Genomic DNA, 13,373 nt, shown 5'->3' with positions numbered 1-13,373 from the left:
CGGGGCGCCGGTCTGCGCCGGGGAGGCCGCGCCGCCGGAACGCGCACCGCGGCCCACCTGACCTCACACCGTACGTTGATCACCCGTTACCCTTCTGTTCGGCGAGGCCACCGCCTGTGGATCATGGAGGAAATCACGTGCCCGAACCGCGTTCCGGCAGCCGTCCCACCCTGGAGGCCGTCGCGGCGCTCGCGGGCGTGTCGAGGGCCACGGTCTCCCGTGTGGTCAACGGCGGCGACGGGGTGCGCCCGCATCTGGCGGACCGGGTGCAGACGGCGATCCAGGAGCTGGGATACATCCCGAACCACGCGGCGCGCACGCTGGTCACCCGGCGCACCGGCGCCGTAGCAGTGATCATCCCCGAGCCCGAGGCCAGGATCTTCTCGGATCCCTTCTTCTCCCGTCAGATACGCGGTATCAGCAAGGAGTTGACCGCGCACGACACCCAGCTGGTGCTGCTGCTGGTGGAGGACCTCTGCGACTACGACCGCATCGAGCGGTACCTGGCCGGCGGCCACGTCGACGGGGCGCTCGCCTTCTCCTTGCACACCGACGATCCGCTGCCCGCCATCGCCAGCCGCATTGGCATGCCCATGGTCTACGGCGGCCGCCCCGGCTGGACCGCCGGGCCCGGTGAGGACGACAAGGTGACGTACGTCGACGCGGACAACCGCGGGGGCGCCCGGGACGCCGTACGGCACCTGCTCGCGCAGGGGCGGCGGCGGATCGCGCACATCTGCGGCCCGCTCGACCAGACTTCGGCGGCCGACCGGCTGAGCGGCTACCACGACGTGCTCCCGGCCGCGGAGCCCGAGTTGGTCTCCGTAGGAGACTTCACCGCGGCGGGCGGGGCCCGCGCGATGGCCGAACTGCTGGACCGGGACCCCTCGATCGACGCGGTGTTCGCCGGCAACGACCTGATGGCGACGGGTGCGCTGCGCGTGCTGCGGGAGCGCGGCCGGGCGGTTCCCGCGGAGGTGGCGGTGGTCGGCTTCGACGACGCCGAGCCGGTGGCGGAGAGCGCCGACCCGCCGCTGACGACCGTGCGTCAGGACATCGAGGGCATGGGGCGGATGATGGCGCGGCTGCTGATGGAGCGGCTGGCCGACGGCCGCGAGGGCAGGACCGTGCCGGGCCCGGTGATAACCGAGACGGCCCTGGTGCAGCGCGCGTCGGGCTGACGCGGGGCCCGTACGACGACGGGCCCCGGGTACGGCCCGGTCAGTGCCGTGCGCACTGCTTCCAGGAGAAGTGGTAGACGCTGTTGATGCTGCCGTCCGTCGAGTCGAGGGCCATGAAGCTGGTCTTCGACGGGTCGGACGTGCCCACTTCCGCTCGCAGTTCGGTGTTGATGTTGAAGTTGCGCTGCTCGCCGCAGGGCGACCAGGCCAGGGCCTCGATGCCCGTGGTGTCGGTGGCCTGCCAGTTGTCGTCGAGCGCGCCGTCGAACCGGTGGGTCCGGTAGGCGGTCTGGCTCATGCCCTGGAAGTAGTAGCTGGCCTTCTGCGTGCCGATCGCGCCCGGCTGGAGGCTGCCGAAGCCCCGGTAGTCGACCTTCGCGATGGCGTAGGTGTAGCCCTGCGGGACGTGCACGACGAGGGACAGGAGGCAGTTCTTGCGGCCCTCGACGGCGGGGGCTCCGCCGCCTGCCTGGGCCACGTACTCGCTGTAGGTGACGGTGAAGGCGGAGTTGTCGGGTGACACGGCGACGGTGGCGCTGCCGGGGCGGCACCCCGATCCGTTGACCGTGGCGACGTCCACGGTCACCTGGTCGAGGGGGGCCGAGGCGGAGGCCCCCGCGGAGGGGCTGAGCGTGACGAGCGTTGCGGTCACGGCGGCTGCGGTGAATCCGGTACGGAGCGACTTGATCACACCGACATGGATAGCGGTCCGCGACGTGCGGGGCCGGTCGGCGGGTACGCGGCCTCACCTTGACGGTCGAAACGATTCACCGCAGAAACGATAAACCGCACCATGTCCCCCCGCCGAACGGCCCCAAGAGGCCTTCGGGGAGCCCCGATCGCGTCGGGTCGCAGCCACCCAGGCATTCGCTTTGTCCTAATATCGCCGAGATCCTTCAGGCCATCAGCGGGTCCGGAGCCGGTCTCGGCGCCGGGCCCTCCTGCGGTGAGGAGTCCCATGTCCCGCGCACCACGGTCCGCCGTCCTGTCGGTGCTGGCCCTCGCCGCCGCCCTGGCCGTCCCGACGGCCGGGCCGCCCGCACCGGCCCGGGCCGCGGTCCACCACACCGGCGACGAGGCCGCCGTGCTGGGCGAGGACCACGCCCGCGCCCACGCGGGGCTGCGCCGGGCCGCCAAGGGGACCCAGCGGTATCCGCAGTCGAAGCGGACGGCGAGCCTGGCCTCGCTGGAGGAGTCCCAGCGCAGGGCCAACGCCGGTTTCGACGCGGCCCGGTTCGGCCGCTTCACGCAGTTCTTCCCCTCCCCCGACTTCGGCGTCCACGTGGCCCTGCTGCCCACGGGCAAGGTGCTGCTGTTCTCCTTCGAGCGCGTCGAGGCCGACCCCACGAAGGAGACCGGGCCGACGAACACCGTCGGCCGGACCAACGCGGGCCGCGCCTGGCTCTGGGACCCCGCCGAGGGGACCGGGGCCCGGGCCTTCCGGAACGTGCCGCCGCCGGTGGTGCTGATGCCCGACGGCACCTACTCCCCGCGCCCGGCCCCGTTCTTCTGCGCCGGGCACTCGTACCTGCCCAACGGGATGGTCGGGGTGTTCGGCGGCAACGTCGGCGGCAAGGGCGGCAGCGGCGCCAAACTGTCCTTCGTCTTCGACCCGTGGACCGAGAAGTGGTTCCGCAACCGCGACATGGCCGTCGGCCGCTGGTACCCCTCCGTCGTGACCGGGGCGGACGGCCGGCAGATCATCATGTCCGGCCAGTCCGAGCGCGGCACCGGCACCCCCACCCCGGTGGTGGAGCGCTTCCCCGCGCTGGGGCACCGCGTGCCCTGGCGGCCGTACGACATCCCGGCCGGCGTACCCGCCGAGCCCCTCCGCTCGGACGCCCCCTTCCGCAACGACTACCCGCACCTCTTCTCGCTGCGCGACGGGATGATCTACGGCCTCGGCCGCGACGCCGACCAGCAGTGGCTCTTCAACCCGGTCAAGGACGTACGCGGCGACCTGCCGCGGCGGCCCGCCGACTTCCGCGGATACGGCTCGGCCGTGCCGCTGCCGGCCGGCTTCCGCGGCCCGGACTCCGTCCTGGTCCTCGGCGGCGACCCGCGCGACCCGCACACCTACCGGCTGTCCGGCGGACGCTGGACGACCGAGGAGCCCAGGGCCTTCGGCCGCACCCAGGACGGCACCCTGATCCTGCCGGACGGCACGCTGCTCACCGTGAACGGAGCCCTGGACACCCGGGACTACGGCCACGGCCCGTTCAATCCGCAGGCCGATCTGAAGTACCGGCAGATCGAGGTGCGCGACGCGCGCGGCCGCTGGAAGCTGGGGCCGGCCCAGCGGCTGCCCCGCGGCTACCACTCCAACGCCCTGATCCTGCCGGACGGCCGGATGATGGTCACCGGCGACGAACTCCAGCAGATCGCCAACGATCCCGACATCAAGGACGGGATGGACGGGAGCATCGAGCTCTACGAGCCCGCCTACCTGCACCGGGGTGCCCGGCCGGCCCTCGACCGGGCCCCGGCGGGCGACCTCCGCTACGACACGGTGTTCCAGGTGTCCAGCTCGACGGCGAAGGACGTGGAGCGCGCCGTCCTGCTGGCCCCGACGACGGTCACGCACTCGGTGAACACCAGCCAGCGCCACCTGGACCTGCGGCTCACCGGTATCCAGGGCGACCGGATCGGGCTGCGGACCCCGCCCGGCGCGGCCGACGCCCCGCCGGGCTACTACATGCTCTTCCTGCTGGACGCGAAGGGGGTCCCCAGCACGGCGAAGTGGGTCAAGCTCGGCACCCGCTGAGCCCCGCCCGGGCCCCCGGCCGGCCCGGGATCTTCACCCGCTCGATCCGCACCGATCGCGGCATCACGGCCCCGCTCCTACGGTCGAGCGGGGAACCGACCGTCCCGGACAGAGGAGTCACCATGGGCGGCAACAACAAGAACGAGTTCACGTTCGTCGTCACCGGCGTCGAGCTGAGCGACGAGCAGCAGGAACGGATCGGCCGGGCCATCGCCCAGGCCGGCGCGCTGGCGCTGGGCGACTTCGGACCGCGCGACGCCGTCGCCGTGCGGCTGAACCCGAAGGTCTGGTGGCACGGCCTGCCCCGGGAGGTACTGGTGCAGGACCTCCAGAGGTTCGCCGAGGAAGAGGCCGGAATCCGGCGATGAGCCCGATGGCCGGCGGCGGCGAGGAGCGGCGGGCGGGGCCGCGCAGCTGTCCCAGCGGTGTCTGCCGCGAAGGCTCCGCGCTGCTGGGCGTGATGACCGGCGGCGGACGCCTGGCCTACCTGCCCGAGCCCGTGTTCGTCGACCGGGCCTTCGCCGACCGGCTCGACGCCGCGGGCCGCCCCGAGATGCGCTACCGGTTCACGGAACCCTGCGCGGAAGCCGCCTGCGCGCAGTGGACCGGGACCGCCTGCGGCGTCATCGACCACATCCTCGACGACCCGGACGCCACGGACGGCACGGACGTGGCGCAGGACGGCGGGGCACTGCCGGTCTGCGGCATCCGCCGCGACTGCCGCTGGTTCGCACAGCGCGGGGCGGCGGCCTGTGGCGTCTGCCCGACGGTCGTCGCGGACACCGGCGGCTCCGCCACGTACCGCTCGACGCACGGGTGACCGGCTACCGCAGGCGGACCACGGCCGCGCGGCCGTCGGTCCGTAGGCGTCCGGTGAACGGACCCCGCGCGAGGGCAGCGTCGTAGGGGCCCAGGGCGTGGCCCGGGCCCCACGCCGCTTCGAGCGTCGCCGGGCCGTCCAGGGCGACCACCAGCAGGGTCTCGCCGGGTTCGGCGGCCAGGGTGAGCCGGCCCCGTACGACGGCCGTCTCGGCCGTCGCCGCGCCGCGGCGGTACATCACGTTGAAGTTCACGACGGGGCCGGAGACGAGCCGGCAGTCGGTCGGCTCGTCCCCCGCGAAGTCCTGCGGTGCGAAACGTTCGGCCACGAGCCGGTGCGCGCCGCCCACGGCGAGGTCCATGCCCGCGCCCTCGGCGAGGGTGAGGGTGCGGTCGATCCCGGGGAAGGCCGAGAAGGGGCCGTCCGCGGCCACCTCGGCCAGACTCGCCCGCCACCGGAACGAGTCCATGTCGGCGTCCGCGGGCCAGGCGGCGATCTCCCGGGTGACTCCCCCGCCGTTCTTCCACACCGTGGCGGGGCGGTCGGCCGCGCGCAGGACGCGGACGTCGCCGCCGGTCACGCCCCGGTCCCGGTCAGCCGGGCACGCAGTTCCTCGGCGTCGGCGAGGAACCACGTCTGGCGGCCCCGGTTGCACTCGCGGACGAAGTCCCGCAGCGCCGTGCTGGCCGCCGTGTGGCGGGAGATGTCGCCGAGGACGACGATGCCCATCCGGTACTGGACGAACTTCTGGATGATCTCGCCCGCGACCCGGGTGCTCAGCCGGAAGAACGCCTCGTCGAAGCGCTCGACCGGGATGACCGCCCACTCGGCGCCCTGGTAGGAGGCGTTGCCGATGCAGTCCAGGGCCTCGCGTTCACCCGCGATGGTCTCGCCCTCGGCCCCGCACATCAGGACGGGCACGTCGTTGATCTTCTGAAGGGTGTCCACGGAGGTCGAGACTAGCTCTTCTCCATCGACGGCCGCAGGCGGGCCAGCAGGGCGTAGAGCGTCGCGCACTCGGTCTCGTCGAGGGTGTCGAGCGCGCCGTGCGCCGACTGCGTCTCCTGCCGTACCCGGCGGATGACGTCCCGGCCGGCCTCGGTGGCCACCACGTTCTTGACGCGGCGGTCGGCGGGGGACGCCTCCCGGCGCACGAGCTCGCGGGCCTCCAGGCGGTCCACGATGCCGGTCACGTTGGACGCGTCGCAGACCAGCAGGGCGGCGAGGCCGCGCATGGGCACCGGGCCGTCCAGCTGGGCGAGGACCCGGGCCTGGGTGGGGGTGAGGCCGTACTGGGCCGCGGCCGCGGCGAACTCGCGCCACTGGGCGGTGCCGATGGCGGCGAGCAGCTCCAGCAGCTGGACCTTCGTGGGGTGGGTGGCGGTCTCGCTCATGACTGGAGCGTACTCAGGATGGTTCACATTATCAATTGTTTACTTGACTACCTGAAATATCGACCTCTACCTTCGATCGAGTTACTTGATGACATCAAACATCTGGGTTCCGAAGCTCCTCAGCTCCGAAACACGAAGAAGGTCCCCCCGCCATGAGCACCCCATCCGCAGCCGCCCCTGCCTCCGGGCAGCGCAACGAGACGGTCATCGTCTTCGCCCTGAGCCTCGCCGCGATGGTCGTGTCGATGATGCAGACCCTGCCGGTCCCCATCCTCGGCCTGATCCGCGACGATCTCGGCACCTCGACCGCGAACGTGAGCTGGGTGACCACCGCCACCCTGCTGTCGGCGGCGGTCTTCACGCCGCTCCTCGGCCGGTTCGGCGACCAGCACGGCAAGAAGCCCACCCTGGTGGCCGTCCTCGGCGTGATGGTCGCGGGCTCCGTCCTCACGGCGCTGGCCTCTTCGCTCCCGCTGCTGATCCTGGGCCGCGTCCTCCAGGGCGCCGCCACCGCGATCTTCCCGCTCGCGCTCTCGGTGCTGCGTGAAGAGGTCCGCCCGCAGAAGCTGCCCGGTGCGATGGCACTGGTCAGCGGCACGCTCGCGTTCGGCAGCGGCCTCGCGCTCGTGGCCACCGGCCTGCTCACCTCGGGACCCGACGCGGACTACCGCAACGCCTTCTGGATGGCGACCGGCCTCGCGGTCCTCGCCCTGCTCGCCGTGGTCCTCCTGGTTCCCGCCACCCGCACCAAGACGGGCGGGCGCACCGACTTCCTCGGCGCCCTGACCCTCGGTGCCGCGCTGCTGCTGCTCCTGCTGGCGATCTCGCAGGGCCACGAGTGGGGTTGGACCTCCGGCCGTACGCTCGGCAGCTTCGCCGGCGCCGCCGTCATGGCCGCCGTCTGGGTGGTGACCGAGCTAAAGGTCCGCGAGCCCCTGGTCGACATGAAGATGTTCGTGCACCGCCCGGTGCTCATGGCCAACCTGGCCGGCCTCTTCGTCGGCTTCGGCATGTTCGCGAGCTTCCTCGGCGTGTCGTACCTGGTGCAGATGCCCGAGGCGCTCACCGGCTACGGCTTCGACGCCTCGATCCTGCGCGCCTCCGTGCAGTTCCTGCTGCCCAGCGCGATCGTCTCGTTGCTGGCCTCGCCCGTCGGCGGCCAGATCGTGCGCCACCGCGGTCCGCGCGTGGCCCTGGGCATGGCTGCCGTGCTGGGCGCGGTCGGCTTCGCCTGGCTCGCGGTGGACCACAGCCACGCGTTCTCGGTGATCGGCTCCGGCCTGGTCGTCGGTGCGGCCGTCAGCTTCGGCTACGCCGCCATGCCCGCCGTGATCATGTCCAGCGTCCCGCCGCACCAGAGCGGCATCGCCAACGGCATCAACTCGATCTCCCGCTCGACGGGCAGCGCGATCGGCAGCGCCGTCGTCACCACGATCCTGGCCTCCAAGACCATCGAGCACCTCCCCGCAGGGGTACCCCCGCTGCCCGCCGAGTCCGGGTTCACCCTCACATTCGTGATCGGCGCCGCCGCCTTCGCCCTGGTCGGGCTGATCGGCTGGCTCGGCCTGCGCGGCGGCAGGGGACCCGTCGCGGCAGCCCCCGGGCGGCCCGCCGCAGCCGAACCGGCCCGGACCGCCGAGCCCGAGAAGGCCGACGCCGTCGGCTGACCCCGTGACCGCCGGCCCGGCGGCCCGCCCCCGCGTGTCGTTCGCGCCGGGCGGGCCGCCGGGCCTTGCATGGTGGGTGCATGAAGGCTACGGACGTCATCGCGGACGGTTTCGGTCGGATCCGGGAGGTCGTGTACGAGGCCGTGGACGGGGTGCCGGCGGAACTGCTGGCCGCCCGCGTCGACCCGGCGGCGAACTCGATCACCTGGCTGGTCTGGCACCTGACCCGGATCCAGGACGACCACATCGCGGCCGCGGCGGGCCTTGAGCAGGTGTGGCAGGCCGGGGGCTGGGCGGACCGGTTCGACCTGCCGCTGCCCGCCGGGTCCACCGGCTACGGCCACTCGGCACGGCAGGCGGGCACGGTCCGGGTCGACTCGGGCGAGCTGCTCCTGGGCTACTTCGACGCGGTGCACGAGCAGAGCCTGGGCTTCGTCCGGGGGCTCGCGGCCGCCGACCTGGACCGGGTGGTCGACGAGCGCTGGGACCCGCCGGTCACCCTCGGCGTGCGCCTGGTCAGCGTGCTCGCCGACGACCTCCAGCACGCCGGCCAGGCGGCCTTCGTACGCGGCGTACTGGAGCGGGGCCGGGACTCCTGAGCCACCCGCCGGTCCGGTCCCGCCACTCGGAACCCGGAACTCAGAACGGGTCGACCGCCATGCGGCCGGCGGAGGCCGCGCAGACGTCCCAGCGGTCCCCGGTACGGCGCAGTTCCAGGAGCACCGCGACCGGGTCGCCGCCGGCCGGGTCGCCGCCGGCCGGGACGAGGTCCACGTTGACGGCGGCGCTGTCGCCGCTCTCGGTGGACGACACGATGTGGTGCCCGAAGCGCGGTGCGAGGCCCCGCAAGGCGTCCGCGGGGTCCGGGGCGCCGTCAGGGCACCCGCTTCCCGGTCCGGCGGCCGGTGCGGCTCCCCCACCGCCCACCGCTTCGAGGTACCGGTCCACCGCCCGGTGCAGCGGGCTGCGCCCCACGACACCGGTACCGGTGAACACGACCGCCATGACGATCGCGGCCACGAGCAGTGGCAGCCCCACCGCGAGGGCCACCAGCCCCGCTCCCGCCCCTCGGCGTTCCCGCACCGCCCCGCCCCTTTCGCCGCCGTCCGGTCGTCCCCCGGCCCGGCCCTCTCCGTCTGCCCCCGGAGACGCAGCATCGCGGGCCACCGTTCCCGCGGCCGGCAGGGCCCGTCCCGTTGCCCGGACAGGGGTTCCCGCCGGCCCGATCCAGTCAGCCGCGGAAGCCCTCCGGGCGCTCCGGGGAGGCCTCGGCGAGGGCCCGGGTGACTCCTTCGACGCCTTCCCGGAGCCCGTAGACGGGGGTGTCGGGCTGCTGTCGCCAGGAGTCGTCGAGGCCGCCCGAGTCGACCGTGTCGAAGCCGAGCTCCTCGATGAGGTCGCGCACGGCCTTCTTCGCCGCCTCGTCGTCGCCCGCGACGGGCAGCGCGATCCGGTCCGCGGCGCCGGCCGGGCGGTGCCGGTCGAGGATGTCCTGGGCGTAGGTGCCGTTGAAGGCCTTGATCACGGGGTGCCCGAGCTGCTTCTCGGTCCAGCGGCTCTCGGTCAGGCCCGCGTCCTCCACGCCGGCGATCCGGCCGTCGCGCTGCCGCGGGTAGTAGTTGCCGGTGTCGATGACCGCGAAGCCCGGGACGGCCCCGTCGAAGAGGCCGGCGGGCAGGTCGGGCACGTTCTTGAACGGGATGGTGACGACGACGATCTCGGCGCCGCGCGCCGCCTCGGCCACGGTGACGGCCGTGGCGCCGGTCTCTTCCACGAGGGCGGTCAGGGTCTCGGGCCCTCGTGAGTTGGCCACCGCGACCTCGTGTCCGAGGGCGGTGAGCCGGCGGGTGAGGTTGCCGCCGATGTTGCCCGCGCCGATGATGCCGATCTTCATGAGCTCTCCAGTGCCTCGGGGTCGTCCGTCGTGCTCGTGTCCAACTCCCTTGGGCGGCGCGGCATTCCGATCCGGCGCGATCATCCCCCGTACGAAGGGCGCCGCAGGCCGCTCGGGACAGCGGGGGCGACGCACAGGGGGCCGGGACCCGTACGGGTCCCGGCCCCCTGGTGGTCAGGCGCCGCTCGCGTCGAGCATTCCCTCGCGCTCCACGATCTTCACGCGCGCGCGGCCCTGGGGCTCGCCGAGGGCCTTCTCGGCCGCGTCCAGCCGGTACCAGCCCTCCCACGTGGTGTAGCGCACGCTGCGCTCGGCGAGGAAGGTCTCGACCGCTTCCGGCTCCGGCGACGCCGGCGCGGCCAGGCGGCCCTCGGCGTGGTCGGCGAGCAGGTTCGCGACGGTCTCGTTCGCGTCGCCCTTGGTGTGGCCGATCAGGCCGATCGGGCCGCGACGGATCCAGCCGGTCACGTACGTCGACTGCATGTGGCCGCCGGCGTCGATCACGCGGCCGCCCTCGTCCGGGACCGTGCCGGACTCGACGTCCCAGGGGAGCTTGGGCAGCTCGTCGGAGAGGTAGCCGACCGCGCGGTACACGGACTGCACGTCCCAGTCGGTGAACCGGCCGGTGCCCTTGACGTTGCCGGTGCCGTCCAGCTCGGTGCGCTCGGTCCGCAGGCCGACGACCTTGCCGTCCTCGCCGATGATCTCGGAGGGCGACTCGAAGAAGTGCAGGAACAGCTTGTGCGGCCGCTCTCCGATGTCGCGGATCGCCCAGTTCTCCAGGGTCTTGGCGACCATGTCGGTCTGCTTGTTCCCCCGCCGCTCGGCGATCGAGCCGTCGTCGTAGTCGATGTCCTCGGGGTTGACGATGACCTCGATGTTGGGCGAGTGGTCCAGCTCGCGCAGCTCCATCGGGCTGAACTTGGCCTGGGCCGGACCGCGACGGCCGAAGACGTGCACCTCGAGGGCCTTGTTGGCCTTGAGGCCGTCGTAGACGTTGGCCGGGATCTCGGTGGGCAGCAGCTCGTCGGCCGTCTTGGCGAGGATGCGCGCGACGTCGAGGGCGACGTTGCCGACGCCGAGGACGGCGACCTTCTCGGCCTCGAGCGGCCAGGTGCGCGGCACGTCCGGGTGGCCGTCGTACCAGGAGACGAAGTCGGCGGCGCCGTAGGAGCCGTCGAGGTCGACGCCGGGGATGTCGAGCGCGCGGTCGGCCGTGGCGCCGGTGGAGAAGATCACGGCGTCGTAGAAGGACCGCAGCTCGTCGAGGCTGATGTCGCCCGGGTAGTCGACGTTGCCGAAGAGGCGGACCTGCGGCTTGTCGAGCACCTGGTGCAGGGCGGTGATGATGCCCTTGATGCGCGGGTGGTCGGGGGCGACGCCGTAGCGGATCAGGCCGAAGGGCGCGGGCATGCGCTCGAAGAGGTCTATGGACACACCGGGATCAACGGCGGCCTCGGACTTCAGCAGCGCGTCGGCGGCATAGATGCCGGCCGGGCCGGCACCGACGATTGCTACCCGCAGAGGGCGAGGCATGGCAGAGGTTCCCTTCGAGCGACGGCAAGGTGGATCAAGTCGGATCAAAGGGAACCCTAAACGAAGGTAAGCCTAACTCAGCACCCGGTGTCGCTTTATGCCCCCATAACCTAAGCTTATAACCTCCCCAAGCCACCCTTGGAGTATCGAGGAACTCGCTGGTCAGCACGTACGGCGACTGACAGACTGGAGCGGCTTGATCACTCCAGGAGGACACATGGCTGACGAAACAGACGCTCCGCAGGACGAATCCCCGGCCGAAGCGGCCAAGCGCCGGTTCCGGGAGGCCCTGGAGCGCAACGCCGCGAAGGCCCATTCCCAGCAGGCGCACCAGAACCGGAACAAGGTCCAGGGCTCCAGCAGCGCCGCGAGCGGCAAGAACAAGAAGGTCCGCCGCAAGAGCGGCTGAGCCTCCGGATTCAGCGAGCCGGGCCCCGCCGCCACCGCGGCGGGGCCGGTCGGGCCTGCCCGCTTCCGGTCCGGGCTCGGCCCGGTCCGGCCCGACGGGCCATTGGGCCACTCGGGTGAGGGGGCATAACCCAGGGCACCGTCAGCAGTTGATCAGCGCGTCCCGCCGTGGGCAGCTATCTCATGCGACAGTGCGACCGAAGGATCCCCCAGATGCTCAAGAAGTTCATGGCCACCGCCGCCGCCACCGCCGCCGTGCTCGGCGCGGGCGCCGCCGCCGCCTCGCCCGCGATGGCGATCGGCAACGACAACGGCGTCAACACCGTGAACGGCAACGACTCGGCGCAGATCTACGGCAACGCGGAGACCCGCGGCAACCAGAGCCCGCAGCTCGCCCCGATCCAGGGCTCCCTCAACAAGCTCTGCGTCGGCCTGCCGGCCAAGGTCAACGCCCAGTCCCTGTTCGCGGTCCTCGCCAACATCGGCGTCCAGGACGTCAACGTCCTGTCCAACCCGCAGAACCAGCAGTGCGCCGAGAACTCCACCCAGGCCAAGGGTGACGAGGCCCTCTCGCACATCGCCAGCAACATCCCGGTCCTCTCCGGCAACGTCTCCGCCGGCAGCTGATCGGTTCTTCAGCGCCGGTGTCACGCGTCACGCGTGGCACCGGCGCTTCCTTTTGGTCTAGACCTTGACAGGTTCAGACCATTCCGTTTCAGTGGGCGCTGTTGCCCCCACGGCAAGTCCCCCCACTGAAGGAGCAGTTACGTGATACGTGCGCTTCGCCGCCGCGCCCTCAGCCTGGTCGCCGCCGCGGCCGTCACGGCCGTCACGGCCGGTCTCGCCATCGCCCTTCCCTCCTCCTCCGCCTCCGCGGCGGCCCCCTGCGCCTCCGCCTGGGCCTCGTCCGCCGTCTACACGAACGGCATGAGCGCCTCGTACGGCGGCCGCAACTGGCAGGCCAAGTGGTGGACCCAGGGCGAGACCCCCGGCACCACCGGCCAGTGGGGCGTCTGGGCGGACCAGGGCGTCTGCGGCGGCGGGGGCGGCCAGGACCCGGATCCCGACCCGTCCGGATTCGTGGTCTCCGAGGCCCAGTTCAACCAGATGTTCCCGAACCGGAATCCCTTCTACACCTACAACGGCCTGGTCGCCGCACTGTCCGCCTACCCCGGCTTCGCCAAGACCGGCGACGACACCGTGAAGCGCCGCGAGGCCGCCGCCTTCCTCGCGAACGTCTCCCACGAGACCGGCGGACTCGTGCACATCGTGGAGCAGAACACCGCCAACTACCCCCACTACTGCGACGCGAGCCAGCCCTACGGCTGTCCGGCGGGGCAGGCCGCCTACTACGGCCGCGGGCCCATCCAGCTCAGCTGGAACTTCAACTACAAGGCGGCCGGTGACGCCCTCGGCCTCAACCTGCTGGCCAACCCGTACCTCGTCGAGCAGGATCCGGCCGTCGCCATGAAGACGGCGCTCTGGTACTGGAACACCCAGAACGGTCCCGGCACCATGACGGCGCACGCCGCCATGGTGGGCGGCGCCGGCTTCGGCGAGACCATCCGCTCCATCAACGGCTCGCTGGAGTGCAACGGCGGCAACCCCGCCCAGGTCCAGAGCCGGATCTCGAAGTACCAGAGCTTCACCCAGCTGCTGGGCGTCACACCGGGGAACAACCTGAGCTGCTGACCCGGCGTGCCGTACGG

The 13,373-nt window shown here is 72.2% G+C and carries 16 protein-coding genes; 9 read left to right on the top strand and 7 right to left on the bottom strand.

Annotated elements, in window-relative coordinates:
* The first annotated feature begins 137 nt into the window (after positions 1 to 137).
* Positions 138 to 1,181, top strand: a complete 1,044-nt coding sequence (locus OHA91_RS34950; RefSeq protein ID WP_031157478.1) for a LacI family DNA-binding transcriptional regulator — start codon at positions 138 to 140, stop codon at positions 1,179 to 1,181.
* Positions 1,182 to 1,221: 40 nt separating this feature from the next.
* On the opposite strand, the gene OHA91_RS34945 is transcribed toward OHA91_RS34950, so the two are convergent.
* Complete coding sequence (locus OHA91_RS34945; protein WP_031157476.1) at positions 1,222 to 1,872, bottom strand: DUF4360 domain-containing protein; 651 nt, start codon at positions 1,870 to 1,872, stop codon at positions 1,222 to 1,224.
* A 267-nt stretch (positions 1,873 to 2,139) separates the two neighbouring features.
* Here OHA91_RS34945 and OHA91_RS34940 point away from each other — a divergent pair, with 267 nt between their 5' ends.
* The 3 genes from OHA91_RS34940 (at position 2,140) to OHA91_RS34930 (ending at position 4,765) form a co-directional block, all read left to right on the top strand.
* A complete protein-coding gene (locus tag OHA91_RS34940) occupies positions 2,140 to 3,945 on the top strand; it encodes a galactose oxidase-like domain-containing protein (RefSeq protein WP_328740684.1) in 1,806 nt (601 codons plus the stop codon).
* Positions 3,946 to 4,067: 122 nt separating this feature from the next.
* A complete protein-coding gene (locus OHA91_RS34935; protein ID WP_031157472.1) occupies positions 4,068 to 4,313 on the top strand; it encodes a hypothetical protein in 246 nt (81 codons plus the stop codon).
* The gene (locus OHA91_RS34930) at positions 4,310 to 4,765 is read left to right on the top strand and encodes a hypothetical protein (protein WP_158714898.1); all 456 of its coding nucleotides are present in this window, start codon (positions 4,310 to 4,312) and stop codon (positions 4,763 to 4,765) included. Before OHA91_RS34935 ends, OHA91_RS34930 begins: the two co-directional genes overlap by 4 nt.
* Positions 4,766 to 4,769: 4 nt before the next feature.
* On the opposite strand, the gene OHA91_RS34925 is transcribed toward OHA91_RS34930, so the two are convergent.
* The 3 genes from OHA91_RS34925 to OHA91_RS34915 are packed head-to-tail and all read right to left on the bottom strand — an operon-like array spanning position 4,770 to position 6,159.
* The gene (locus OHA91_RS34925; protein WP_328740683.1) at positions 4,770 to 5,345 is read right to left on the bottom strand and encodes a HutD/Ves family protein; all 576 of its coding nucleotides are present in this window, start codon (positions 5,343 to 5,345) and stop codon (positions 4,770 to 4,772) included.
* Entirely contained in the window at positions 5,342 to 5,713 is a 372-nt protein-coding gene (locus tag OHA91_RS34920) for a DUF4180 domain-containing protein (RefSeq protein WP_031157463.1), read from the bottom strand. The genes OHA91_RS34925 and OHA91_RS34920 overlap by 4 nt, the downstream gene beginning before the upstream one ends.
* A gap of 11 nt (positions 5,714 to 5,724) precedes the next feature.
* Complete coding sequence (locus OHA91_RS34915) at positions 5,725 to 6,159, bottom strand: MarR family winged helix-turn-helix transcriptional regulator (protein ID WP_328740682.1); 435 nt, start codon at positions 6,157 to 6,159, stop codon at positions 5,725 to 5,727.
* A gap of 152 nt (positions 6,160 to 6,311) precedes the next feature.
* Here OHA91_RS34915 and OHA91_RS34910 point away from each other — a divergent pair, with 152 nt between their 5' ends.
* Together OHA91_RS34910 and OHA91_RS34905 are read left to right on the top strand one after the other, a co-directional pair.
* Positions 6,312 to 7,826 (top strand): MFS transporter, encoded by a 1,515-nt coding sequence (locus tag OHA91_RS34910; protein ID WP_266505503.1) that lies wholly within the window; start codon positions 6,312 to 6,314, stop codon positions 7,824 to 7,826.
* 80 nt (positions 7,827 to 7,906) lie between these two features.
* Complete coding sequence (locus OHA91_RS34905; RefSeq protein WP_031157455.1) at positions 7,907 to 8,425, top strand: mycothiol transferase; 519 nt, start codon at positions 7,907 to 7,909, stop codon at positions 8,423 to 8,425.
* Positions 8,426 to 8,465: 40 nt separating this feature from the next.
* Here OHA91_RS34905 and OHA91_RS34900 read toward each other — a convergent pair whose 3' ends face one another.
* From OHA91_RS34900 to OHA91_RS34890, 3 genes are all read right to left on the bottom strand, one after another.
* Positions 8,466 to 8,909: a hypothetical protein gene (locus OHA91_RS34900; protein ID WP_266505505.1), complete on the bottom strand. Its 444-nt coding sequence runs from the start codon at positions 8,907 to 8,909 to the stop codon at positions 8,466 to 8,468.
* A 148-nt stretch (positions 8,910 to 9,057) separates the two neighbouring features.
* The gene (locus tag OHA91_RS34895; protein ID WP_328740681.1) at positions 9,058 to 9,720 is read right to left on the bottom strand and encodes an NADPH-dependent F420 reductase; all 663 of its coding nucleotides are present in this window, start codon (positions 9,718 to 9,720) and stop codon (positions 9,058 to 9,060) included.
* Positions 9,721 to 9,894: 174 nt separating this feature from the next.
* Positions 9,895 to 11,256, bottom strand: a complete 1,362-nt coding sequence (locus OHA91_RS34890; protein WP_031157448.1) for an FAD-dependent oxidoreductase — start codon at positions 11,254 to 11,256, stop codon at positions 9,895 to 9,897.
* Between the two features lie 217 nt (positions 11,257 to 11,473).
* Here OHA91_RS34890 and OHA91_RS34885 point away from each other — a divergent pair, with 217 nt between their 5' ends.
* From OHA91_RS34885 to OHA91_RS34875, 3 genes are all read left to right on the top strand, one after another.
* Entirely contained in the window at positions 11,474 to 11,665 is a 192-nt protein-coding gene (locus OHA91_RS34885; protein WP_031157445.1) for a DUF5302 domain-containing protein, read from the top strand.
* Positions 11,666 to 11,877: 212 nt separating this feature from the next.
* On the top strand, positions 11,878 to 12,291 hold the full coding sequence (locus tag OHA91_RS34880) for a rodlin (RefSeq protein ID WP_031157442.1): 414 nt from the start codon (positions 11,878 to 11,880) through the stop codon (positions 12,289 to 12,291).
* Positions 12,292 to 12,432: 141 nt separating this feature from the next.
* Positions 12,433 to 13,356, top strand: coding sequence for a glycoside hydrolase family 19 protein (locus tag OHA91_RS34875; RefSeq protein WP_381702556.1), 924 nt, complete (start codon positions 12,433 to 12,435; stop codon positions 13,354 to 13,356).
* The last annotated feature ends 17 nt before the right edge of the window (positions 13,357 to 13,373 follow it).

It is taken from the genome of Streptomyces erythrochromogenes, assembly GCF_036170895.1.
Lineage (GTDB): Bacteria > Actinomycetota > Actinomycetes > Streptomycetales > Streptomycetaceae > Streptomyces > Streptomyces erythrochromogenes.
This window is presented reverse-complemented; position numbering and strand designations above follow the sequence as displayed.

What these genes read in the sequence shown, in the direction of transcription:
- OHA91_RS34890 (WP_031157448.1), bottom strand. Translation starts at nt 11,256, where the DNA reads ATGCCTCGCCCTCTGCGGGTAGCAATCGTCGGTGCCGGCCCGGCCGGC.
- OHA91_RS34885 (WP_031157445.1), top strand. Translation starts at nt 11,474, where the DNA reads ATGGCTGACGAAACAGACGCTCCGCAGGACGAATCCCCGGCCGAAGCG.
- OHA91_RS34940 (WP_328740684.1), top strand. Translation starts at nt 2,140, where the DNA reads ATGTCCCGCGCACCACGGTCCGCCGTCCTGTCGGTGCTGGCCCTCGCC.
- OHA91_RS34935 (WP_031157472.1), top strand. Translation starts at nt 4,068, where the DNA reads ATGGGCGGCAACAACAAGAACGAGTTCACGTTCGTCGTCACCGGCGTC.
- OHA91_RS34930 (WP_158714898.1), top strand. Translation starts at nt 4,310, where the DNA reads ATGAGCCCGATGGCCGGCGGCGGCGAGGAGCGGCGGGCGGGGCCGCGC.
- OHA91_RS34880 (WP_031157442.1), top strand. Translation starts at nt 11,878, where the DNA reads ATGCTCAAGAAGTTCATGGCCACCGCCGCCGCCACCGCCGCCGTGCTC.
- OHA91_RS34915 (WP_328740682.1), bottom strand. Translation starts at nt 6,159, where the DNA reads ATGAGCGAGACCGCCACCCACCCCACGAAGGTCCAGCTGCTGGAGCTG.
- OHA91_RS34905 (WP_031157455.1), top strand. Translation starts at nt 7,907, where the DNA reads ATGAAGGCTACGGACGTCATCGCGGACGGTTTCGGTCGGATCCGGGAG.
- OHA91_RS34895 (WP_328740681.1), bottom strand. Translation starts at nt 9,720, where the DNA reads ATGAAGATCGGCATCATCGGCGCGGGCAACATCGGCGGCAACCTCACC.
- OHA91_RS34910 (WP_266505503.1), top strand. Translation starts at nt 6,312, where the DNA reads ATGAGCACCCCATCCGCAGCCGCCCCTGCCTCCGGGCAGCGCAACGAG.